The sequence below is a fragment of the Neolewinella litorea genome, assembly GCF_004803465.1.
GTDB classification, from domain to species: Bacteria; Bacteroidota; Bacteroidia; order Chitinophagales; family Saprospiraceae; genus Neolewinella; species Neolewinella litorea.
Genome location: NZ_SRSF01000001.1, coordinates 339993 through 363262 on the forward strand (window position 1 = coordinate 339993; position 23270 = coordinate 363262).

General features: G+C 59.4%; 19 protein-coding genes. 7 read left to right on the forward strand and 12 right to left on the reverse strand.

Annotated features, from left to right (window positions below; translation table 11 throughout):
- From E4021_RS01505 to E4021_RS01520, 4 genes are all read right to left on the reverse strand, one after another.
- Positions 1-1755: a DUF4331 domain-containing protein gene (locus E4021_RS01505; RefSeq protein ID WP_136456126.1), complete on the reverse strand. Its 1755-nt coding sequence runs from the start codon at positions 1753-1755 to the stop codon at positions 1-3.
- Between the two features lie 213 nt (positions 1756-1968).
- Positions 1969-2706, reverse strand: a complete 738-nt coding sequence (locus E4021_RS01510; RefSeq protein ID WP_136456127.1) for a copper homeostasis protein CutC — start codon at positions 2704-2706, stop codon at positions 1969-1971.
- The gene (locus E4021_RS01515) at positions 2699-3703 is read right to left on the reverse strand and encodes a N(4)-(beta-N-acetylglucosaminyl)-L-asparaginase (protein ID WP_136456128.1); all 1005 of its coding nucleotides are present in this window, start codon (positions 3701-3703) and stop codon (positions 2699-2701) included. The genes E4021_RS01510 and E4021_RS01515 overlap by 8 nt, the downstream gene beginning before the upstream one ends.
- Before the next feature lie 3 nt (positions 3704-3706).
- Positions 3707-4705 (reverse strand): agmatine deiminase family protein, encoded by a 999-nt coding sequence (locus E4021_RS01520; RefSeq protein WP_168797415.1) that lies wholly within the window; start codon positions 4703-4705, stop codon positions 3707-3709.
- A gap of 37 nt (positions 4706-4742) precedes the next feature.
- Between E4021_RS01520 and E4021_RS01525 the strand changes: the two genes are divergently transcribed.
- Together E4021_RS01525 and E4021_RS01530 are read left to right on the forward strand one after the other, a co-directional pair.
- Positions 4743-5528, forward strand: a complete 786-nt coding sequence (locus tag E4021_RS01525; protein WP_136456130.1) for an SUMF1/EgtB/PvdO family nonheme iron enzyme — start codon at positions 4743-4745, stop codon at positions 5526-5528.
- Between the two features lie 504 nt (positions 5529-6032).
- The gene (locus tag E4021_RS01530) at positions 6033-7292 is read left to right on the forward strand and encodes a putative DNA modification/repair radical SAM protein (protein ID WP_136456131.1); all 1260 of its coding nucleotides are present in this window, start codon (positions 6033-6035) and stop codon (positions 7290-7292) included.
- A 108-nt stretch (positions 7293-7400) separates the two neighbouring features.
- Here E4021_RS01530 and E4021_RS01535 read toward each other — a convergent pair whose 3' ends face one another.
- A complete protein-coding gene (locus E4021_RS01535) occupies positions 7401-8723 on the reverse strand; it encodes a tetratricopeptide repeat protein (protein ID WP_136456132.1) in 1323 nt (440 codons plus the stop codon).
- 227 nt (positions 8724-8950) lie between these two features.
- Positions 8951-11518: a DNA gyrase subunit A gene (gene gyrA, locus E4021_RS01540; protein WP_136456133.1), complete on the reverse strand. Its 2568-nt coding sequence runs from the start codon at positions 11516-11518 to the stop codon at positions 8951-8953.
- Between the two features lie 207 nt (positions 11519-11725).
- On the opposite strand from gyrA, the gene ubiE reads away from it, so the two are divergent.
- Together ubiE and porT are read left to right on the forward strand one after the other, a co-directional pair.
- Positions 11726-12463, forward strand: coding sequence for a bifunctional demethylmenaquinone methyltransferase/2-methoxy-6-polyprenyl-1,4-benzoquinol methylase UbiE (ubiE, locus tag E4021_RS01545; RefSeq protein ID WP_136456134.1), 738 nt, complete (start codon positions 11726-11728; stop codon positions 12461-12463).
- Positions 12412-13158 (forward strand): type IX secretion/gliding motility protein PorT/SprT, encoded by a 747-nt coding sequence (gene porT, locus E4021_RS01550; protein WP_136456135.1) that lies wholly within the window; start codon positions 12412-12414, stop codon positions 13156-13158. The genes ubiE and porT overlap by 52 nt, the downstream gene beginning before the upstream one ends.
- Before the next feature lie 6 nt (positions 13159-13164).
- On the opposite strand, the gene tpiA is transcribed toward porT, so the two are convergent.
- The 6 genes from tpiA to gldG all read right to left on the reverse strand — a co-directional run bounded on the left by tpiA (position 13165) and on the right by gldG (position 20460).
- Positions 13165-13926: a triose-phosphate isomerase gene (gene tpiA, locus E4021_RS01555; protein ID WP_168797416.1), complete on the reverse strand. Its 762-nt coding sequence runs from the start codon at positions 13924-13926 to the stop codon at positions 13165-13167.
- A gap of 30 nt (positions 13927-13956) precedes the next feature.
- Positions 13957-14964: a biotin synthase BioB gene (gene bioB / locus E4021_RS01560; protein WP_406603356.1), complete on the reverse strand. Its 1008-nt coding sequence runs from the start codon at positions 14962-14964 to the stop codon at positions 13957-13959.
- Between the two features lie 129 nt (positions 14965-15093).
- The gene (locus E4021_RS01565; protein ID WP_136456137.1) at positions 15094-16566 is read right to left on the reverse strand and encodes a glycosyltransferase family protein; all 1473 of its coding nucleotides are present in this window, start codon (positions 16564-16566) and stop codon (positions 15094-15096) included.
- The gene (locus tag E4021_RS01570; protein ID WP_136456138.1) at positions 16559-17767 is read right to left on the reverse strand and encodes a zinc dependent phospholipase C family protein; all 1209 of its coding nucleotides are present in this window, start codon (positions 17765-17767) and stop codon (positions 16559-16561) included. Before E4021_RS01570 ends, E4021_RS01565 begins: the two co-directional genes overlap by 8 nt.
- Entirely contained in the window at positions 17754-18731 is a 978-nt protein-coding gene (locus E4021_RS01575; RefSeq protein WP_136456139.1) for a hypothetical protein, read from the reverse strand. Before E4021_RS01575 ends, E4021_RS01570 begins: the two co-directional genes overlap by 14 nt.
- A 4-nt stretch (positions 18732-18735) precedes the next feature.
- Positions 18736-20460 (reverse strand): gliding motility-associated ABC transporter substrate-binding protein GldG, encoded by a 1725-nt coding sequence (gene gldG / locus E4021_RS01580; RefSeq protein WP_168797417.1) that lies wholly within the window; start codon positions 20458-20460, stop codon positions 18736-18738.
- A 101-nt stretch (positions 20461-20561) separates the two neighbouring features.
- On the opposite strand from gldG, the gene E4021_RS01585 reads away from it, so the two are divergent.
- From E4021_RS01585 to E4021_RS01595, 3 genes are all read left to right on the forward strand, one after another.
- A complete protein-coding gene (locus tag E4021_RS01585) occupies positions 20562-21497 on the forward strand; it encodes an alpha/beta hydrolase (RefSeq protein WP_136456141.1) in 936 nt (311 codons plus the stop codon).
- Positions 21498-21627: 130 nt separating this feature from the next.
- The gene (locus tag E4021_RS01590) at positions 21628-22989 is read left to right on the forward strand and encodes a vanadium-dependent haloperoxidase (RefSeq protein WP_136456142.1); all 1362 of its coding nucleotides are present in this window, start codon (positions 21628-21630) and stop codon (positions 22987-22989) included.
- Complete coding sequence (locus E4021_RS01595) at positions 22986-23246, forward strand: hypothetical protein (RefSeq protein WP_136456143.1); 261 nt, start codon at positions 22986-22988, stop codon at positions 23244-23246. The genes E4021_RS01590 and E4021_RS01595 overlap by 4 nt, the downstream gene beginning before the upstream one ends.
- Positions 23247-23270 lie beyond the last annotated feature (24 nt).

A 23270-nucleotide genomic window follows, 5' to 3' on the forward strand; every position in this document is an offset into this window, starting at 1 on the left:
TTACTCAGCAAAATTGGTGTGGTCTACTTCCGTGCCGCGCCACGGAATGGCTACGTAAGGGAAGGTAGTGCGGAAGGGTACGTCGTTTGACTCTACTTCCGTGGTGTAGCCCAGCACGTTGAGCAGGGCGGGGGTTACGGGGCTTCCGCCGCCGTCCAGGTCGTAGTCGTCGTAGAACAGTCCCACCGCGGCAAGCACGATTCCGGAAACGGCCTGCAGTTCGATGCGGGTCACGTCATCCTCCAGGCGGCGTCCGTTAGGGAAACCGTCCATGTTGGGGATCATCTGCAGTGAATCACTGCTGAAGGCTGCATCCGTCAGGCCGAGAACGGCTGCCTGCACCAATCCCAGCGAACTGAAGTTGTCGCTGTTGCGGGGTGTAGGGGGCACGGCCATATTCAGGCGCAGCATGTCACCACCGTTGGGCAGGAAGTTGTTGATGAAGGGTTTGCCGGGAGCCAGGGGATTTCCCGCGGGTTTTCCGGTGGCCAGTTGGTAGGGCGGGAAGTTGGGTACTCCCGTGTGGAAGATGGGCCAAAGGTCGACCGACCGGGGCTGTCCGGGGCCGGGCAGCAACAGGGTTCCAAAAACGTCGTCATCCAGGGCGGTGCCATCCAATACGGCATTTCCTTTAAGGATGAAGAGTCCGTCGGCACCATTGGAGAAATCCACGTTACCGAGCAGGGTAGGACTCTGTTCCTGGATACGCAGGGGTGCGAAAGCGGGAACGGCGGCGGCAAAGAATGCCGTGTCCATGTAAAGGGCAAGCTCCGGGTTGTAGAAGTACTTGTCCAGCACAGTGTCGCGCAGTTCGTCGTAGGGCGTAATGGCGTTCCAGTAGTCCTTCATTCCGATAGGAATGACGGCCTCATTGGTGAGGGGCATGCCCAGGCGGCTTACCTGTACGAAACGGCCGTCGTCGACTACATCACCGTCGCGGTACAGGGTACGTACCGAGCGGCGGCTGGCCGAAGCCCACACGCCAATGACGAAATCGCCGTCCAGTATGCTGGAGGGCCGGGCGGCGGAACCCGCTTTTTTCAGGGTGCTGATCGGCACCTTGATGGCGAGGGTATGCACGTTGAATTGGGCCAGACCGTCGCGGCTGATGTCGTCTTCTCCTTGCCGGGGGCTGTCGCCCAGGTCGAAGATGCCGCCAAGGTCAACAAAGAAAGGATCGTCGGAGGGGCCGGCGAACACCATCTCGCCGGTGGTGGCTTGGGTGATGGCGTTTTCCCACAAATTCTCGTAGTCGGCATTCAGACCCACGCCACTTTCGATCGAGCGTGGCCCGATGTTATAGGGTGGGACAATACCGTTCTCCACGATCGTTATGAAAGTCTCTCCGCCGTCCATGCTGCGTTCCAGCGTATAGGTGGCTTTGATGTTCTCGGCGCCGAGGCGGATGTTGAAGAAGGTAGTGGGGTCTTCGTTCACCCGGGTGAAGGTGAAGCGGTAGGTGATTTCGTCGCCGGGTACGGAGGCGTCGTTGTCGACGTGGATCTCGTAGCGGATGTCTTCCCCGAACGTATAGTAGTTGGGGCCGCCCTGGGGCAGTTGCATCGGAATGTAGCTGGCGATAAGGGTCACCGTGGAGGGGTCGTCGGGACTGACGAACGCGTAAACGTCGGTGTTGTCGGCCAAGGGATCGTCGGCAATCAGGGGAGCCTCACGGTGCGAGGAGGCGATGCTTACCTGAGTAACGGCGAAAAACATGATCAGACAACCCACCCAGCGAAGTAATAATGTACTCATATGTGCTGTTGTTGGTTTGTGAAAATAAAGGGCACGAGCGCGTACCCTCTGTTGTAGGTACGTCGATCTATACCGCTACGGATTTAGGAAAAGACTTGTTCGTGAAAATATTTTAAATCGAAAAATATTTTGCTAACAAAACCGTTAACCAAATTATCCTTCGCTAAAATGATGGTATAACCGGCGCAGGCGATTGGCCTAATTGGCAGGGGGCTAATCGAATTGCCGCAGGAATCGCCGCACGGCGGCGGGCGTAACGGCCTCCCGTTCGTATTCCGGCAAACCCGGAATGCCCATGTAAACTTCCTGATTGCGGTGGATCATCCGGCTTTCCATTCGGTCAAAAGCCGTGGCGTGGAACTCACGGGCATCGGTCAGATCAATGATCTGTTTGACGTTCTCCGGGGTAATGCCGCACCCCGGCATGATCGTGATCCGGTCGCCCGCCCGTTCGATGAGTTCCCGGATCAGGGCAATGCCCTCCGGCACCGTGCTACGTTGTCCGGAAGTAAGGATTCGGTCCACCCCCAGGGCGGCCAGCTCTTCCAGCGTTTCCAGGGGGTCCAAACAAACATCGAAGGCCCGGTGGAAGGTCGTCTGCATCGGTCCGGCGGCCTTGACCATGCGTTGCACCTGCGCGCGCGCCACATGCCCTTCCGGCGTAAGCATACCGAAAACCACTCCCGTTATCCCGAGGTCGCGAAAGGCGTGAATGTCGCGTTCCATCGCATCCAGCTCCCGCGAACTGTAGTCAAAATCTCCCCCTCGTGGGCGGATCATGGCCATAATTTCGATGCCGGCCTCCAGGCTCGCGGCCACCGTTCCATAGCTGGGTGTGAGGCCGCCCTCGATCAGTGCGGCACATAATTCCACCCGGTCGGCCCCGCCGGCCTGCGCGGCGAAAACGTCGTCAACACCCTGGAGGCATACCTCAAAGAGGGGTCTATCCATTGCGCGGAATTTTGCTGTCCGGCACCACCATGCGGTTGCCCGCGTCGGCGGTGTAAACTGCGTAATCAAAATCGGGGTGGATGCAGTAGCCACCGGTTGTCCCATCCTTGGCCAGGGCGATGAAACCTACCTGAATTTCCCGGTAATCGGGATTTTTGGCGATCACCCGTTCCACGGCCAGGCGGCAGGCTTCGGTGGGGGAGTGTCCCTGCCGCATCAGTTCTACCACCAGAAAGGAGCCGCACGCCCTCACTACCGCTTCGCCCCAGCCGGTAGCCGTGGCGGCTCCGACTTCGTTGTCTGCGTATAGCCCGGCACCCACGATCGGCGAATCGCCCACGCGCCCGTGGTATTTATAGGCCGCACCGCTGGTGGTGCAAGCGGCCGCAAGATGACCGTCCTGGTCCAGGGTCAGCAGTCCGATCGTATCGTGGTTCTCCACGTTGATCGGGGGACGGTATCCGGGGTTCTCCGCTTTCCATTTTTTCCATTCCCGTTCGCTCTCCTCGGTAAGAAGATTGGTGGTAGTAAAGCCTTCCGCGAGGGCAAACTGCCGCGCGCCTTCCCCGGCCAACATCACGTGGGGTGTATTTTCCATCACGCGCCGCGCCACCGAAATCGGATGCAGAATATCCTGTAAGGCCATCACGCTACCGCAGTCGCCGGCCCCGTCCATGATGGCCGCATCGAGGGTGACGATGCCATCGCGGTCAGGCCGGCCACCAATGCCTACGGTGCTGACCTCAGGATCGGCTTCAGTGATCTTTACGCCCGTCTCGGCCGCGTCGAGTGCATTGCCCCCCGCCTGCAGCACCTTCCAGGCGGCTTCGTTGGCGGCCAGACCGTGTTGCCAGGTAGAAATCACGACAGGTCCTCCGGGTCCGGACACGGCGCTTGGCGCATCGGGGTCGGAATCGGCACAGGCCGTTACCACCGCGGCGGCTGAGAGGGCGACGGGCACGCGGTGGAGGAAATTGCGGCGGGTAACCGGTTTCATGGCTCAGGATTTGGTCAGCTGTTTCCAGTCTGGTATATGCATGGTAAGGCAATGGAGGGCACCGTGCTGCTCTACGAAAGGTAAGCAGTTTACCCCCACCACCCGGTAGGAGCCGTGATCGGCAAGAATGTCAAGCGCCGACTGATCCGCTTCGGTTCCGTACGTGGGCACGAAGATGGTACCGTTGCTAATGAGAAAATTGGCGTAGGAAGCCGGCAAGCGGTGACCGTCCAGGCGGCTGCTGACCTGTCCGGCCCACGGCAGTTCCACCAGTTGGTAATCGTTGGCCTGGCTTTCCAGCTGCCGCTTCATAGCGGAAAAATCCGCGTGCTGCGGGTCGCTGGTCGGGGGTGGACCAACGTAAGCGATGGTGCGGGGGTCAAGGAAGCGCGCCACGGTATCTATGTGTGCATCCGTGTCGTCGCCCAGCAATTCCCCGTAGTCCAGCCAAATTACCCGTTCGGCTCCCAGGTTGCGCTGGAGCATGTCCGCTGCCTCAGCCTTGTCCTTATAATCGTTGCGTCCGTCGGAGAGCAGGCACCGTGAGGTGGTGAGCAAGGTCCCCCGGCCGTCGCTTTCGATTGACCCGCCTTCCAGCACGGCGGCAATCCGTTCGTACCCGGCCGTGGGGAACAGTTCGCGGTGGAGACGTTCGGGCAGCTCGTTGTCGCGCCGGGCGTCGAATTTTCCACCCCAACCGTTGAAGGTGAAATCCAGCAGGGTAGGGGTGCCGTTGACCACCGTGATCGGCCCGGAGTCCCGGATCCAGCAGTCGTCGGTGGGCAGGAAGCTGACCGACCCCGCGTAGCGATCGGCGTAGCGTGTGTAATGTTCCCGGTCGCCGACGACCATTTGGGTCGGACACACCTGCTGAACGGCGTTGGCGGCCTCGATCATCGCTTCGGAGGCGGCGTCCAGTACTTCCCCCCAATCGCCCGCTCGGCGCGGGAAGGAGAACAGTACCATTTGTTGCGGCTCCCATTCTGCCGGCAAACGTCTCATCATTCGTATTTTGGGGCAATATCGTTTTTATCCCCTTATGTCCCTGTTGCAACTCCTCTTTTTGGGCGCGTTCGCCGGTGCCGTATACTCCTGCGAAAGCAAGGTAGCTTCGGTTTCCCGCCCGGAATCCGGTCCGCCCACCCCGGATATGGTCTGGATCGACGAGCCGGAAGGCGGTTTTTACATCGACCCCACGGAGGTCACTACCGCGCAGTTTGCCGAATTCGTGGCGGCTACCGGATACACTACGGAAGCGGACGACTATGGCTGGTCAGGGGTGTTTGACCTGGAGCAATTGTCGTGGCAGCCGGTCACGGGGGCCAACTGGCAATACCCCCAGGGACCAGATGCGCCGCCGGCCGAACCCCAACATCCCGTTACCCAGGTGAGTATCCGCGACGCGCGCGCCTACGCCGAATGGGCCGGCAAGCGACTTCCTACCGAAGCGGAATGGATGTACGCGGCCACCGGTGGTGAAACAGAACGGCCATTTCCCTGGGGAGACGAAATGCTCCCGCAGGGGGCTTACCTCGGCAACTGGTGGCAAGGTCCCTTCCCCTACGAGAACCGGTTGGAAGATGGCTTCGCGGGCCTGGCAGCCGTCAAGCAATTCCCGCCGAACGAAAAGGGGCTCTACGATCTCGCCGGTAACGTCTGGGAATGGACGGCCTCCGAAAAACCCGCGACCGGGGAGTTTATCATCAAGGGCGGATCATTCCTTTGCAGCACCAGCTACTGCACCGGATTCAACCTCCAACAACGGCAGTTCACCGCGGCCGACAGCGGATTGAATCACTTGGGATTTCGTTGCGTAGCGGGATAAAAAAGAGCGGCCCCCTACTCGGAAGGCCGCTCTGAATAAAGCTTAAAGTCGATCATGCCACTTTAGAGAACCGGGGGGCGAAAGGGGTCGTACGCTTTGGGTATTATCGACTTACCTGCGCGGTGCTCCCGGTTGACCCTACAAAGATATGTTGTACCAACAGTCAATTTCAGGCGGGTATGTTATGGGAACGTTACGTCAAAATTTAGGCAAGGCATAGCATTAATTGCAACAATAGAATAATTGTCATATTTTAGATAGTACTAAAATATTATATAGTGTAAGATAGCCCCTTTTACAAAAGATATTAGGATTCAGCTTTCAACCTGAACAACAAAAATGTTATATCCGGCCTTTTTTCTGTACCTCGAAATTATTGCGAAAAATCGCTAATGTGGTTTGTGACCCGTAGTCGCGGTGGCAAATCCGCCGGCTGCAACAATAGCTGGTGGCTGACGTTTTAAGCCTACATTTTGTTGTATATTTGTAGCCACCCCGAGAACGATGAACGAAAGAACTGCCGAGAAACTTACTATCCTGGCCGATGCCGCCAAGTACGATGTCTCGTGCAGCAGCAGTGGCAGCAAGCGCAAGAATACCGTGGATGGCCTTGGTAATGCGACGGGCATGGGCATATGCCATACCTATACCCAGGACGGGCGCTGCGTTTCCCTCCTCAAAATCCTGCTCACCAATCACTGCATTTTCGACTGCGCCTACTGCGTGAGCCGGCGAAGCAACGACGTAAAGCGCGCTGCCTTCACCGTGGAGGAGGTGGTGGACATTACCCTCAATTTCTACCGGCGCAATTATATCGAAGGACTTTTCCTGTCGTCCGGCATTTTCAAGAGTGCGGACTACACGATGGAACGCCTGGTCCGCATCGCCCGGACCCTGCGTAACGAACACAAGTTCAACGGCTACATCCACCTGAAGGCCATTCCCGGAGCCAGTGACGATCTAATCCATGAGGCCGGTCTGTACGCCGATCGCCTGAGTGTCAATCTGGAAATGCCCAGTGAAGTCAGTCTGAAGAAGGTGGCACCGGAGAAGAATTACGCCGAGGTGTACAAACCCATGATTTTCCTGAAGTCTTCTATTACCGGCTACCGGGAGGAAAAGCGGTCCCTAATGAAAACGCCGAACTTCGCGCCAGCCGGCCAGTCTACCCAGATGGTTATCGGCGCCAGTCCGGAAAGCGACAAGGATATTTTGTCGCTGGCATCCACCCTATACCGTGACCAACAACTCAAACGGGTGTACTACAGCGGCTACGTCCCCATCAGCAATGATAGTCGGCTGCCCACCCTTGCCGCCCCCCCGCTTCGGCGCGAAAATCGGCTGTACCAGGCCGATTGGCTGATGCGGTTCTACGGCTTCCGGGCCGATGAGATCGTAGATGAGGACAATCCAAATCTCGATCCCGACCTCGATCCCAAGCTGGCGTACGCCCTGCGTAACCCGGCCCTGTTTCCCGTCGATGTCAACGCCGCACCCTACGAGATGATTTTGCGCATTCCCGGAGTAGGCGTCAAGTCGGCCCGCAAAATCGTCGATGCGCGCCGTTTCCGTCCCTTGCGCCGGGAGCACCTGCAGAAAATCGGAGTGGTGTGGAAACGGGCTCAATATTTTCTGCTGTCCGCCGACCGGGATTTCCGGCAACTGGGTTTCGACCCTTCGGCCATCCGTCAGCAGGTGCTCTACACCGGTGCCCGCACCGGGCGGCACGCGACGGACAACGGGCAGCTCGCCTTATTTGGCTGATCGCAGGTTTAGGACTCAGGTCCGACTTAGCCTAGCAAACAAAAAGCCCCGTCGGATTACGATCCGACGGGGCTTACTGTTTTGACTTACCGTGGGGTAAGCGGCTACCTAGTTCTGGAAGTAGCTCGACTCGATTTTCTCACCGGCCTGTACGCGCTCGATACGAGCCTTCATTTCATTGGAGGCATCATAGTCGTCGCGGCGCGCGAAGATCTCCTTGAGGGCGATGAGGGTATTGAGGTTGTTGGGGTCGGTCTGCTCGGCTTTCTTGAAGTAGGGGAATGCCTGGTCAAACTCGGAGTTGATCTGCTTCTCCATCGCTTCGTACTTGGCCTGACCATCTTTGGTCAGGTCGTTTCCGAGCTCAACAAGCTTTTCGGTCATCTTGGCGGCACGGTTGAAGTAGAGAGCACCAAGGCTGTAAATGAGCGAAGCGTTCTCGGGCTGCTTCTCCAAACCGGCTTCGTAATTAGCCTTGGCCTGCTGGAAGTATTCTTCCGCTTTCTCGGGGTTTTCATCCCGCTGCGACTGGTACAGCTGGTCGTAAACCTGACCGAGCGTAGCGTAGAGGCTCACGTTTTCGGGCTCGGCGGCGATGGCTTCCTTCAGTTTGTCGGTCAGCTCGTCCAGTTTGCCCTGGGCAAGATAGTAGTTGATCTCGGTGAAGAGCAGCTGGGTTTCCTGGGGGTACTTTTCACGACCCTCGGTCAGGTACTGTCCGGCTTTTTCCATATCACCTTTACCGCTGTAGACCTTGTAAAGGCCGTCGTACAGACCGGCGTCTTCGTAGCCGGATTCGTAGAGAGCAATGAAGAGGGGCTCGGCTGCATCGTACTGCTCATTGAGTACGGCGGAGAGGGCGGCGTAGTAACGCTCGTCGTTGAGCTTGGTATCATCTTCCGCGAAGGCACTGTCACCACCTTTCTCGGTGATGAAGTCATGGACGGTCACGCTGGTGTTAAAGGCTTCGTAGCTGTCCTGGTAGTTTTTGTCCTGAATGGCAAAAATACCCTCGTTCGAAATGTTCCCCTGCAGCGCCTCGAGACCGCGGAGAGCGGTTTTTTGGTCGCGGCTCTTCTCGGCGATATTGTAAGCCTTCATATAGGCCTGGGCGGCGCGGGAAGCGGCCTTGGCAACGATGGGCTCGATCGGTTCTTCACCGGCCAGGGTGCGGTCCTGAACGTAGCGCTGGATGGCGGCAGAGTAAATGTCACCTGCGGTCAGGTAGGCATCGACGTCGGACTGAATAGTGGCATCGTCCATAGCAACCTGAATGGCGTCTACGGCGGCCTGCAGCTCTACCACGTCGTTACCCGACTGGTAGCTTTTGTAAGATTTGGAGGCGTTCTTGAGCGCGTCCTCTCCACTCTGCGCGAAGGCGGCAGTGATGGCAAAGACGGCAAAAAGAGCGCTGAGCATAAATTTACGCATGGGTAAAGTTTGTTGGTTTCAGAATGGTTTGTGTGTTGTCCTGTAGACGATTTTCAGCGCCAAAGGATAATTGCAAAACGTTAATTGAAGGGGCAAGTATCGTTAATACCTTCCTAAAATTTATGAAACACCCCGTGTAAGCGGGTGTTCATGCGGGTCTACGCAATGTAAAAGCCGTCAGTAGTGGTTGCTACTGACGGCTTTGTAAATCGTGGGCGGTGAGAAATTTATTCTTCCTCGCCAGTGACCAGGTCATCTTCCTCAATGCTTACCACGGCCACATCGGCAATGGCGTCATCGCCGTCAAGTTTGATCAGGCGTACGCCCTGGGTGGACCGGCCCATCACCCGCAAGTCCTCCATCGAGGTGCGGATCAGGATACCGGAGCGGTTGGTGATCATCAGGTCGTCGTCGTCGCTGACGGCCTTGATCGTGACCAGTTCGCCGGTTTTCTTGCTGATCTTCATGGTGGCGACTCCCTTTCCGCCGCGGTTCGTGATCCGGTATTCCGACCATTCGGAACGCTTGCCCATGCCCTTCTCGCTAACTACGAGAATGGATTTGTCGGCGTCGGTTTCGTGGTCGATGGTTACCATTCCTACCACCGCGTCGTCGTCACCATTCAAGGTGATACCCCGGACACCGGCGGCGTTCCGACCCATATTGCGCACCTTCTCTTCCTCGAAGTGGATGGCCTGTCCCTTGCGGGTGGCCAGAAATACGTGGGAGCTTCCGTTCGTCAGCCGGGCCTCCAGCAGTTCATCGCCTTCGTTGATGGTGATGGCGTTCACGCCATTGGTGCGGGGGCGGCTGTACTCTTCCAGGCTGGTCTTTTTCACCTGACCGCGCCGGGTAGCAAAGATCACCGAGTGCTGCTGCAGGAATTCCTCATCGGTAAGGTCTGCTACGCTGATGTAAGCGCGTACCGAGTCCTCCTTGGGCATCGCCAGGATGTTCTGAATGACCCGTCCGCTGCTGTTCTTGCCCGCTTCGGGAATTTCGTAGATCCGCAGCCAGAAGCACCGTCCCTGCTCGGTGAAGAGCAGCAGGTAGTTGTGGTTGCTGGCGATGAAGATGTGCTCGATAAAGTCAGCATCGCGCGTCTTCGAACCCCGGCTACCCCGGCCGCCCCGGCCCTGGGCGCGGTATTCGGCCACGGGGGTACGCTTGATGTAGCCCAGGTGGGATATGGTGACCACGACGTCTTCGTCGGCGATCATGTCGGTAATGGAGATGTCGGCGGTATCGAGGCTGATCTCCGAGCGGCGTTCGTCGCCGAAGCGGGCCCGAACGTCCTGTAGCTCCTCCTTGATTATCCCACGCTGCAGCTCTTCCGATTCCAGAATGGCACGCAGGCGGTCGATGAGGTCCCGGATCTCGGCGTACTCGTCGCGGATCTTGTCGATCTCCAGACCGGTAAGCTTCTGCAAGCGCATGTCGAGGATGGCGCGGGCCTGTTCCTCGCTCATCACGTTGCCGTCGAGAACGATGAGCTCGTTGGTCTGCACTTCCTTGACCAGGCTTCCGAATTTGTTCCAGAAAGCGGTCTTGTCCTCGACAAAGTCACCCGCCATGAGGCCTTCTTTGGCTTCCTCGGGACTGGAACTGGCGCGGATAAGACGGATCACCTCATCCAGGTAATCCAGCGCGATCAGCAGGCCGATGAGGATGTGGGCGCGGGCCAGTGCCTTGTTCAGTTCGAACAGGGTCCGGCGCTGGATCACCTCCAGTCGGAAGGCCACAAACTCGCGGATGAGGTCCTTGAGGTTAAGCGTCATCGGACGCCCGCCCACCAGGGCCACGTTGTTCACGCCGTAGCTGCTCTGCAGGGGCGTATACTTGTAGAGGTAGCTCAATACGATGGAGGCCATCGCGTCGCGCTTGATTTCGATCACAATGCGCAGGCCGTCGCGGTCGGATTCGTCGCGCACCGCACTTACGCCGGTGATCTTGCCGTCGTTCACCAGCTCGGCGATCTTGGCCACCAGAGTAGCCTTGTTGACTTGGTAGGGGATCTCGCTGATGATGATGGTCTCCCGGTCGTTGTTGTCGACCTTGATGTCGGCGCGTCCGCGCACGACCACGCGCCCGCGGCCGGTACGGAAAGCCTCCCGCACGCCGTCCATACCGAAAATTATGCCGCCGGTCGGGAAGTCAGGGGCCTTGACGAACTCCATCAGCTCGTCGACCGTAATGTCCGGATTATCAACCAGGGCGATTACGCCGTCAACAACTTCGTTGAGGTTGTGGGGCAGCATATTGGTGGCCATACCTACCGCGATGCCGGAGGCACCGTTGACCAGCAGGTTCGGGATGCGGGTGGGCATCACCGTTGGCTCCTTCAGGGTATCGTCGAAATTGAGTTGGAAGTCAACCGTGTCTTTGTCCAGGTCGCCGAGGATGCTGTCGGAAATGCGCTGCAGACGAGCTTCCGTGTAGCGCATGGCCGCCGGGCTGTCGCCGTCCATGGACCCGAAGTTACCCTGACCGTCCACCAGCGGGTATCGAAGGGACCAGTCCTGGGCCATCCGGACCATGGTGTCATAAACGGAGGAGTCGCCGTGGGGGTGGTACTTACCGAGTACTTCACCTACGATACGGGCAGATTTCTTGTGCGATCCGCGGTAGCTAAGGCCGAGTTCCGACATTCCGAATAGTACACGCCGGTGAACGGGCTTCAGGCCGTCGCGGACGTCGGGCAGCGCGCGACTGACAATGACCGACATCGAATAGTCGATGTAGGCCGATTTCATCTGGTCCTCAATGTTGACCGGGATGATGCGTTGATTTGGCATATTAGAGCTAATAGTTATGGAGTGGTGAGACCGCAGCGGGCCACCCGCCTAAGGGGTGTCGCGCGAAAGGTTCAAACCGTGTAAAACTGGCAAAAACCGTTACCAATCCTCCTGATTACGGGCGCATTCGCCTACGCGCGAAGGTACAAAAATCGTGCCGGAAAACATAGGTAAACCAAAGGCAATATCAGGGGTTAAGTACTCCATATGTTAGGCAAGGAATCAGTGATCAAGCCCTACGGGGAAGGTGAGTCGAAAAAAGAGGAAGTGGGGCGGATGTTCGACGCTATTGCCCCGACCTACGACCTGCTCAACCGAGGCACCTCCCTGGGCGTGGATACCCTCTGGCGCCGCAAGATGATCGCCGAACTTGACCCCGTGGCTCACCGCCGCATCCTGGACGTCGCAACCGGTACCGCCGACGTGGCCATTCAGACCGTCCGGCGCACCGGCGCCGAGCACGTTACCGGCATCGATTTGAGTGAAGGCATGCTATCCTACGGCCGCACCAAGGTTCAACAGGCGGGCCTGCAAGACCGCATCCTGCTCGAGCAGGGCGATAGTGAGAACCTGCCCTACGCCGACGGCAGTTTCGACGCGGTGACCGTAGCGTTCGGCGTGCGCAACTTCGAAAACCTGGAGAAAGGGCTGGCGGAGATGCACCGCGTACTGCGCCCGGGCGGCAAACTGGTCATCCTCGAATTCAGTCGGATCCGTTACGCGCCGATTCGTTGGGGCTTTAATCTGTACTTCGGTAAAATTATGCCGCTCATCGGCCGTTTACAGAGCAAAGATCCCCGCGCCTACGCCTACCTGTTCGAGAGCGTGCAGGCCTTTCCCAGCGGGGAGGACTTTCTGACCATCCTTAACCGGGTCGGCTATAACAACACGGAATGCCAAGCACTAACTTTCGGAATTGCTTCGATCTACACCGCCACCCGCTGATCCTTGCTTTGCTGCTGGTGGCCGGCCTCAGCACCTGCGCGCGCGCCCAGTTTACCGGCGGCAATAATTACAACTTCTACGATTTTCAGAATAAGGACTACTACTTCGGTATCACGCTGGGCTTCAACTCAAGTCGTTACACGCCCTACCGCAGCGAGGAATTCCTCTACACCGATTCCATTGTCGGGGTGGAAAGCCTGAATGGGCCGGGTTTCAATCTCAACCTGATCGGTAACCTCAAGCTCGGGCGCTACTTCGATTTTCGCTTCACGCCGGGGTTCAGTTTCGCCGAACGCAGCCTGAACTACACGCAAAGCACCGAGCGGCAGGCCGTAAACCAGGAGAAGATCGAGTCGGTCTTCATCGAGATGCCGTTTTACTTCCGGTACAAATCGGCACCTTACCGCGACAAGCGCCTGTTCCTGATCGCGGGTATGAAGTACAGTTTCGACGTGGCGAGCGAATCGCGCACGCGACAGGCTGAAGAACTGGTGCGCATCAGCCCCCACGACTATTCTATCGAGTACGGGGCGGGCATTCAGATCTTCTTTCCCTACTTCATCCTATCACCGGAGTTCAAGATCAGCCACGGGATCGGAAATACCTTGCTGTTTAACCCCAGCCTGCCGGAAAGCCGGGTACTGGAGAAGGTCACGAGCCGCACCTTCACCCTTTCGTTCCACATCGAGGGCTAACCCAACCTAGGCGGGCCGCACCGCTTCTATAATTGCCGCAAAGCTGTCGGCTTCAAGGCTGGCTCCACCTACGAGTCCGCCGTCGACATCCGGCTCCGCGAACAGTTCCCGGGCATTGTTGGGCTTAACGGAACCGCCATACAGGATGGTGATGTTATTGCCTACTTCCGAGCCGAACTGGTTGGAGATCATCTTGCGGATGTAAGCGTGCATCTGCTGGGCCTGCTCGTTGGAGGCGGTCATGCCTGTACCGATGGCCCAGACGGGCTCGTAAGCGATGACAACCCGGGAAATTTGCTCGGGGTCGAGTGAAGACAGCGCCTGTTCGATCTGATGGCCCACGACGATCTCCTGGTTGCCGGCCTGCCGGATGTCGAGCTTTTCGCCGCAGCAGTATATGGGTTTGAGCCCATGCTTGAGCGCGCGATTGATCTTCAGGTTGATGAGGTCATCGTCCTCACCGGCGTAGTCCCGCCGTTCGCTATGGCCGAGAATCACGTATTCAATGCCGGCGTCGACGAGCATGGCGGCACTCAATTCTCCGGTATAGGCACCACTTTCTTCCTGGTGCATATTCTGTGCGGCGACGGCGTAGTTGGGGTGCCCCTTTACGAGCTCCTGAATGCCCAACAACTGAATGGCGGGAACGCCAAACACCACCCGGGTGGCCGGATTCGGAACTTTTTCCATCACGGCGCGGACGAGCGCCTTGCCCTCGGAGGGCGTAGTATTCATTTTCCAGTTTCCGGCGACCATCGTGCGGCTCATAGTGAGGTAGTTATTAAGTGTGCTAAGGGGTTACTTTCTTTTGGCTTCGTTGCGCTCGATCTTGTGTCCGGGGCGACTCCAGCGGATGGGCCGCTTTTGCTCGGGCGGACCGGGGTCGGCGGTGGGTACCGGACGCTCACCCTTGGCGTAGGCCTGGGTGGGGCGCAGGCCAAGCGCGTCGAAGAGTTCCATATCGGCGAAGGCCTCCGGATTGGGCGTAGTAAGTAGCTTGTCGCCGGCGAAGATGGATCCAGCCCCGGCAAAGAAGCACAGAGCCTGTCCCTCAGGCGTCATGTCGGTGCGGCCCGCGCTGAGGCGTACCGTCGTGGTGGGCAGAACGATACGGGTTACGGCGATCATGCGCACCATTTCGAAGATGTCCACGGGCCGCTGATCCTCCAGGGGAGTGCCGGGTACGGCTACCAGGGCGTTGATGGGGACGGATTCCGGTACCGGGCGCAGACTGCCCAGGGTGAGGAGCATTTTCAAACGGTCTTCCACCGATTCGCCCATGCCGATGATGCCGCCGGAGCAGACGGTCAGTCCAGCCTTGCGGGCATTGCCGATGGTCTCCAGGCGGTCTTCGTACCCCCGGGTGGAGATAACCTCCTTGTAGAAGTCCTCACTGCTGTCCAGGTTGTGGTTGTAGGCGTACAGCCCGGCCGCGGCCAGCCGTTCGGCCTGATTGGGGGTGAGCATACCTAGCGTGGCGCATACTTCCATGTCCAGGCCGTTGACCGTGCGGACCAGTTCCAAAACCTGCTCGAATTCGGCGTCGTCGCGCACGTTCCGCCAGGCGGCACCCATACACAGGCGGCTGCTGCCCAGGCCCTTGGCCCTTTCGGCGGCGGTCTTGACCTGTTCCACCGATAACAGGGCATTCTCCTCGATGTCGGTGTGGTAGCGCGCGGCTTGTGGACAGTACCCGCAGTCCTCGGGGCATCCACCCGTTTTAATGCTCACCAGGCTGGAAACCTGTACTTCGTTCGGGTCGTGAAATTCACGGTGCACGGAAGCGGCACGAAAGAGTAACTCCATCAGGGGCTGATCGTGCAACGCCTTGAGTTCTTCGAGCGACCAGGTGGTCGGGGTGTCGGTAGAGTAAGCGGTCATAGGGCGCAAATATAGAAAGCCGGACGGGGACTAGGGGCAGTGGGTAGAACAGATCTAGTTCGCGACTTTTTCCCTGCCGTGCGGGTACACGGCATAGAGGTAATACCACTTCTGTCCCAGGTCCACGTCCAGGGCATCCAGCCATTTGGGTCGATCGGTGTACACCAGCTTGCTGCCGGCCGGGGGCTGCGGCAGGTCGCGCGTTCGGTCAACCCATATCAGGGGGCGGGGACCGACTGGCATTAAGGCGGAATTGGAGGCCGGTAGCCCCGTCGTATCCACTACGGTTGCCGGGCGGTGATAATAGCGGGCGATCGCGCCCTCCGCCTTGACAATCCGCGACTGCGGCCCGGTGAGCACTACTCCCTCAGGGTAAGTTTCATAGAGGTCTTTCAGCGGGGCAATTTCCGCTGCCGCCGGCCGACTGATCACGTAGATCAGCAACAGTATATTGATAATGGCCATCAGCGAGGCCGCTACCCGCCACCATTTGCGGTGCCACCGGTCCGCGACCCACGGCAGGAAAGCAGCCAGGGCGCCTACCAGGTAAACGGGTAACAGCGGAGTCAGGGGGTAAAGAAAGCGGATATCTTTCCGGGCCAGCAGCGAATGAGCCACTACGAAGGCCAGACCCATCCACGCCACCGGATCCCGCCGGTAGGAATAACAGAAGGTACCAAATCCGGCCAGATAAAGAAGGCTCAGCGGCGGTATACCCCGCAGGAAAACCAGCTCCACGTAGGCGTACCAGGGGCGGGTACCGTAGGTGGCCGCCTTGCCTTCGATCAGGTTGGCTGCGAAGTAATTCCAGGCCGGCAGGGACCACTCTCCGTATAGCCAGTAGGAGAGGGGGTAGCAAACGGCCAGTGTACCCAAGCCGCCCGCCACTAGCAAGAGGAGGTTGCGTAATTTCTCCCGGTGCACGACCAGCAGCCACAGCCCAAACCCCACTACCAGCAAAGCGATCTGGTAGCGGATCAGAAAGGCCAGGCCAAACCACATTCCCGCAATCAGGGCGCTGCGGCCGCCGTCGGGAGTCAGTGTGGCCTCCCGGCGGGTCAAGTAGAGGGGGTAGGAAAGGAAACCGGCCACGGCCGCCAGCCCCGACCAGTTCTCGCTGGAGAACCGCACCCCGTTGTAGTAGGCAAACCAATGGAAGAGAACGGTAAGGCCGAATATCCAACCCAGGGGCGGCGGGAAGGCTGTTTGGTAACGGCGAAACACGGCGAAGGCAACGGCCAGGGTGAAGGCGGCCGAGAGCAGTCGCAGGAGCAGGGCCACGGTGAAGGGGTTGGCGTGGTCCCCCCATCCGACCAGTAGGTAGGCCAGGTAGGCCAAAAAGGGCTGCAGGGCCGGCCGCATCCGGTCATGCCATTCCCAAGGCAGGTCCTGCGCGTCCGCGAGCCCCAGTTTGTAAGCCGCATATTCCAGGATCTGGAAGTGCTCGTCTGCCTGGTGGTAGCCCACCGAGAAGTTGGCGGTCAGCAGCAGGAGCACGGCGGCTGCAAGCCAGTAGCCCCTATTCATGGTGCCGATGATTGGCCTGATCTACCTGAACCGGAAGGCTATCGATGAGCACGGTGGCGATGGGCAATTCGACGGCGTCCGGCAATACCGGCTGACCGGCATCCACCCAGCAGGAGTACCAGACCGAACCCACCGCCCGAACGGCCGCCCGGAACCGTTCCTCTACCATGCCGTTCATGGCCCTGGACCAGGCCCTTGCGTATTCGGTACAAGGGGTGCGTACCACCTGGCCGAGCCTTTCCTCGTGGCACAGTTGCCGGTCCTCCGGGTAGGTTGCCCTCAACCGCCGTTCGGTTTGCAGTATGCTGTCGACCAGCCGGTGACTGTCCAGTACGATGTCCCAATAAAAGGTTTCCGGATCGGCGATGTAATCTGCCGGGCCCACGAAATAGTCGTACTCGGCATCCGCAAAAAGTTCCGGTAATCGGCTCTCCCAGAAGGCATGGATGCCCGTCTGACCCGTCAGTTGTCCGTTGTAGTTCTCCGTCGTGTGCAGCGGAACGTGCGCATCACCCACGTAATGCCCCATCTCGGCGGCCAGTTGCAGGATTCGGTCGGCCTGCCCGTCCACGAAGGCCTCCGTCAACCGGCGGTGAAAACGCACCAAATGGTAGGGAAGGATGCCGTAGGGCGATAGGCCATCCTCCAGCACGACCCGGTCTCCGGTAAGGGGCACGCCGGCCGTCAGTACGGAATCGCGACTTACGCTCTCCAGATCCCCGTACCACAGCCGCCGGTAGTCGGAATACTTCAGATCGACGGTCCGGGCGGCGGTGCGCAGGAGCAAAATATCGTCGTTTGGCAGCAAGGTATCCAGGTACCACACGGTGGTGTCGCCCGGGGAGTCGATGTCCAGCAGGCGTCCCTGCCACACGCGGGCGTCGGCGTACTTCCTGGGCAGTTCGGCAAAGGGGTACTGCCCCCAGTGGTCCAGATCAATGTAGTGGCGCACGGCCTCGTAATCGTTGGCGTACCGGCGCTTGTCGGGATCTACGGCGTGCTCGGCCAGGTAGTCTACATTGGCCCGGAAAAAGGGCATCATCTCGACCGGGAGGGTGAAGACGGCCAGCCGATTGATGCGCCGGTGCCCGAAGAATCCCCACGGTGGACCGGCCCCGGCAACGGAGGCCGCTCCGATCACGGAGCCGCCCAGAATCAGGACGGCAGAGAGGGCGATCAGGGCATGCCTAAAACGAATCATAGCCGATCAGCAGGGGTTGGGTTGTTTCCACGGCTAGCAGGGCCCAGTCGCGGTCGTCGTTGATCAGCGCCGTATAGGCCTCCAGGGTTTGGTCCGGGGAATCGGGGAAGCGGTAGCGGGGGAAAACCTTCACGGTCTGTTCGGACTTGCCCGCCTCCTTGAGGCGGATGATGGCAAACGGTAGCCGGCTGTGGGCCGCGGCAATGCTGGCGGTGTCGCTGTTCTCGTAACGCGAGATGTAATAGTTTTCGTACCGGCTCAGGACGCCCTCGGCGATGCCCGCGGCCACCGGGCGCGGTGCCTGCCGGCTGGCCTGATGGGGATAAAGTTGAAATTCATCGTCGGGGCCCCGCTGCAGCCGGAAGCCTTTGTCCTGCTGCCGGGGGTATTCGATGCTGAGATATTCCACCCGGTCGGGGTCCACGGCGTACAGTACTTTCGAGCGCCATTCGTCACCGCGCAGGTTAAAGCGGTGACGTAAGTTGCCGCTCCACATGGGCAGGTGCACGACGTAGGGATTGTCGCTGCCTTCGGTGATTGCGGCGGTACCCAGTTCGCCGTTGGTGCCGCCGCCGACGTAGTAGCCCCGCAGCTTATTACCATCCTGGTCGAAGAGCTGAACCAGGATGCCCCCGCCGGCGAGGTTGCGAATGAGGTTCGGAATTTCCTTGCTGGTGGGCAGCCGCTGCACCGACACCTGGCCTACCGCCTGCAGCAGGTTCTTCATGGCATTTTCGTTGGCGGGATGGCCATTATAGCGCCAACCGGTCGGGCCGCCGCGCTCCAGGGTAGCCTGATTGCCCTCCCGATCGGCGATGAAGATCCGGTGGATCCGATCGGTGTCTGGATAGCCGAATGTCCGCTCGGCGGAACCATCAACTGGCGTGGCCGACGAACGGGTAGCGAACCAGGCCACGCCCCCCAGGAGCAGCACCAAAGCAAGCAGCAGCAGGGTACGGTTCATTTTGTCAGCTTGTGGTGTAGCGCCGGCGGCGGAGGTAGTTGAATACCCAACCGAAAAGGGCCAGGGCGATTAGCGGCAGGAAGAGGTTGATGGCGCGCCAGTACCCGGCGCGGGCAACGGCCTCCTCGCGGTCCAGGAGCCGTAGTTTTACCTGCTTGCCGCGACTGGTTATGACGCCATCGGGATTGAGCAGGTACTCTACGGCGTTGAGCATGAAGGTCTTGTTGGCGTAGGGGATCTTGGTGAAGGGGTTTACCCCCAGATAGCCCACCTCGCCGCGACTGTTGACGCTGTTGGCCAGTACGTCCCCGTCGCTGATCACGATCATGCCGGTGGGCACGGATTCCGCGCGGTAGTCGAGACCGCTGGAGCGCAGCAACTGTTCGTTGTCCCGACTCAGGCGGTTTGCGTAGGGGCTTTCAAAGGTGCCTTCCAGGAGCACGGCCAGGGGAAGGTCCTCCTCGTTGAAGCGGTCCAAATCGACGCTGAACTTCTGCGCGTCCAGATCAATAGGGGAGGGAAGCCGCTGGCGCCGACTGCGGTCGCTGCTCGCCAGCAATACCGTTTCGCGCACGCGGTCGTTGTCGCCCACCAGTTCGATAAGGGTGGGGTAGCGCATGTCGACGGCGTCGATGTTCTGGACGATGGGGTTGTCCGCCTCCGGGAGCGCCAGCACATGGTAGGGGAAGGGGACCAGCGTAAATTTCGGGCCGCTCTGACCCTGGTTTGTAGCAATGGGTATGGGGGTGTTGACCAGGTCCAGCACCAGTTGGTTGCCCAGCCGGAAGCCGTATTTAAAAAAGAGGTCCTCCAACCCCGTCGTGCGACTTTCGGGATACGCCTCGCCGGTGGCGCGCAGGCTGTCGTAGTCCATCGCGACGGCGTCGATCGCCCAGATCACCTTGCCGCCGTTCATGACGTACTGGTCGAGCTTGAAGGCCTGGAAGTCGGTGAATGGGACTGTAGGCTTGGCTATGATAAGCAGGTCGATATCCGCCGGCAGGGTGGCGAAACTGTCCAGGTAGACCGGGCCGACCTCGTAATCCTTCCGCAGTTCCGCCACGAGGTCGGCAAACTGCAGGGCGCCCAGCTCTCCGTTGCCGAGCGTAAACCCGATTACGGGCTTGTCATCGTCCGTGAGGCTTTCAATGGCCGAGGTAAAGTTGTATTCCAGAAGGCTCTCCGCCTGATTCAGTTGTTGCTCGATCGCCACGTCCGGCCGCGCCGTTTCCAGGAGGGGGACGATCCGCTGCCGGTCTCCGTAGTAGATGAGTGCGTACGGGTAAATGGCCCGGGTGGTGCGTTCTCCGGCCGACTGCTGATAGTCGGTCATGGGCACTATGCCGTCCTTCAACATATCCTCCTGACGCTGGCGGACTTCCTCGGGGTCTCCGACCAGGGGGTCCACGAATTCGTACTCCAACCGGTCGGTGTATGCCGTGAAGTCTTCCAGCGTTTCGGCCACCGCGGTACGCAGCCGCTGGTAGCTGGCCGGCAGGTCACCTTCCAACAGGATGCGGACGTAGACCGGCTCCGGGAGGGCAGACAACTGTTCGCGGGTAGACTCCGTGAGGGTGAACCGCTTGTCCTCCGTAAGGTCGATCGCGCCATACAGCCGCATACCGCCCAGACGGGCATTAGCTAGCACATTGATTACCACCAGCAGCGCGACGGCCAGCACCAGCTGGATAATCGACTGAAGGCGATGTTTCTGTTCGAGTGTAGGCATGGGGCGATTGAGCGGCGAAGATAACATCTGTCCGGTGAGCGGGGGCGGACCTTCGGTTGGGTCCACGGCTAACGTGGGGCTTCGTAATTTCGGTGCCAGGTATGAAGAAAGTCCTTGTCGCCCTCGCTGCGCTATTGCTGGTTTACCTCGTGATCACTTACCTCATAAGCGAGCGTGTACTCGACACCCCCAACCGGAGCCTGGAAGAATCGTACCGCATCGGTACCGAGCGCTGGGGGCTCAACCTGGACAGCCTGCGCGCCGCCCTGCCCCCGCCGGAGGAGGTCAACATCACCAGTCCGGTAGGCGGACTCACGCAGCGGGGCTGGTTGTACCGGCAGGACAGCAGTAGGTGTGGGATAATTATGGCCCACGGTTACAACGACAACCGCATGAGCATGATCAAATACACGCCCTACTTCGACCGCTGCGGTTGTGATCTACTACTATACGACCACCGCGGTTTCGGGGAGAGCGACGAGGCCTACGCCAGTGGCGGGGTCAACGAGGCGAAGGACCTGCTGGCCGCCCACGCCTGGTTCGGTGCGGAGACGGGCTTGCCCGGCGACCGCATCGCGTGGCTCGGCGAGAGCTGGGGCGCGGCCACCGTACTACTGGCCGCCGCGGAAGGGACCACGAATCTCGCCTTCGTGGTGGCGGAAAGCCCTTTTGCCGACTGGCATTCGGCGATTACGGAACGCGGGGTGCGTGAATATGGCCCCATCCTCTCCGTCCTCTCACCTGGTACCTTCCAGTGGGTCAATTTCCGAGGCGGCGTACCCTACGCTTCCGCGAGTCCGGTGGAAGCGGCCGATAAGATCGCGGTGCCTGTATTACTCTTCCACTCCCGGGCCGATACCCTGACCGCCCCCGAGCAATCCGACCGTATTGCCGAACGCATTCGTTCGGACCTGCTAACCTACCACGCGCTCGAATGGGGAGCCTGGCACGCCCACAACGTCGTTTGGCGTCCGCAAGCCTACGTGGCCCTTTTGGAGAATTTTGTCCAACAAAAAGCACCCGGGTTTTGCCCCTAGCTTGGTCGGGCAGGTGCCCAGCCGCGGGAAGGAAGCGAAAGTTTGGCCAAAAACGTTGTAATTTTGTTTTGCCCAACGAACAGACGTGCCACCCACGCTTACCTCCAAAACCGTGCACGCAATGCAATTTATGTCCCGATTTTTCTGCCTTTTGACCCTCTGCGGGCTGCTGACTGCCTGCGGGGAAGATGTTAATCCCAACTACCAGGAGGAGGTTGCCAACCCCGAATACTTTCACCGCTCGGTAAAGCAACTCACGGACGTGATCGTCCACGATATCTTTTCACCACCGGTAGCGAGTAGAATATATTCGTATTCCAGCATCGCCGGCTACGAAGCGCTGGCCGCCGGTGATCCCAACCTGCGCAGCCTGGCCGGCCAGATTCCCCACCTGGAACCCGCGCCCGCGCCCCCCGCCAATACGGAAATTTCCTACCCTTTGGCCTCCATATCGGCCCAGCTCAAGGTGGGCAAAAGCCTGATCTTCAGCGAAGATCGCATGGATGAATTCAAGACACAGTTGATGGCCGAAATCCGCGAGATCGGTATGCCCGCGGAAGTGTTTGACGCATCGGTTGCTTACGGAGAAGAAGTAGCTGATCACGTGATCGCCTGGTACGACGGCGACATGTACAAGCAGACGCGCACCTTCCCCAAGTATTCCATCACCGACGACGAGAGCAAGTGGCAGCCCACGCCGCCCGATTACATGGACGGTATTGAGCCCAGCTGGATGAAGATCCGGCCCTTCGCCCTAGATAGCGCCAATCAGTTTCAGCCCCCGCCGCCTACGGCCTACAGTCTGGAGCCCGGCAGCCAGTGGATGAAAGAGGTGATGGAAGTCTACAAGGTCTATACCGGGGTAGACAAGCAGGAATCGGCCGAGCGCCAGGCGATTGCCCAATTCTGGGATTGCAATCCCTACGTGAGCCACACCGTAGGCCACCTCATGTTTGCCACCAAGAAGATCACGCCCGGCGGTCATTGGATCAATATTGCCGGTATCGCGGCCCGCAAGGCCGACGCCGACTTCGCGCGGACGGTGGAAACCTACGCCCTGACGAGCATGGCCATGTTTGACGCCTTCATCAGCTGCTGGGACGAAAAGTACCGCAGCAAGCTCGTACGCCCGGAAACCTTTATCAACCGTCACGTGGACCAGGAATGGCGCCCCCTGCTGCAAACGCCGCCCTTCCCCGAACACACCAGCGGACACTCCGTGGTCAGCCGCGCGTGCGCGGTGGTGCTGACCGATCTGTACGGCGACAACTTCGCCTTTGACGACGACAGTGAGGAAGAGTATGACCTGCCAACCCGGAGCTACCCCAGCTTTCTGGCTGCGAGTGAAGAGGCGGCCCTGAGCCGACTGTATGGTGGCATCCACTACCGCCCGGCCATCGAATACGGCGTCGACCAGGGGGAAGCAGTAGGCAATCACCTGCTGCAGCAAGTTGCCACCCGGGCTATGATCACGGAGGAGCGGCCGCGGTGAATTACGCCCTGGCGCTCCTGGGACAGTTGATCGCCTACCTGCTCCTGATGCTTGTTAACGAATATTTCGGCACGCTGCTGGCGCTGCTCATTGGTTCCATCGCCCTGGCGGTGTGGTGCCTGAGCTACGTAGTGGAGTGGGTGCAGGCCAGCCGCGTCTCCCCGGCCTATTACCGCTATGTACTGACCGTATGGGTTGCCCCGCTGGTTGCCCTGCTCGGCTTTATTCTGCTGCGCGGCGGTATTGGCTGGCTGTAGTCCTGAACACCGGACGCGGCAACC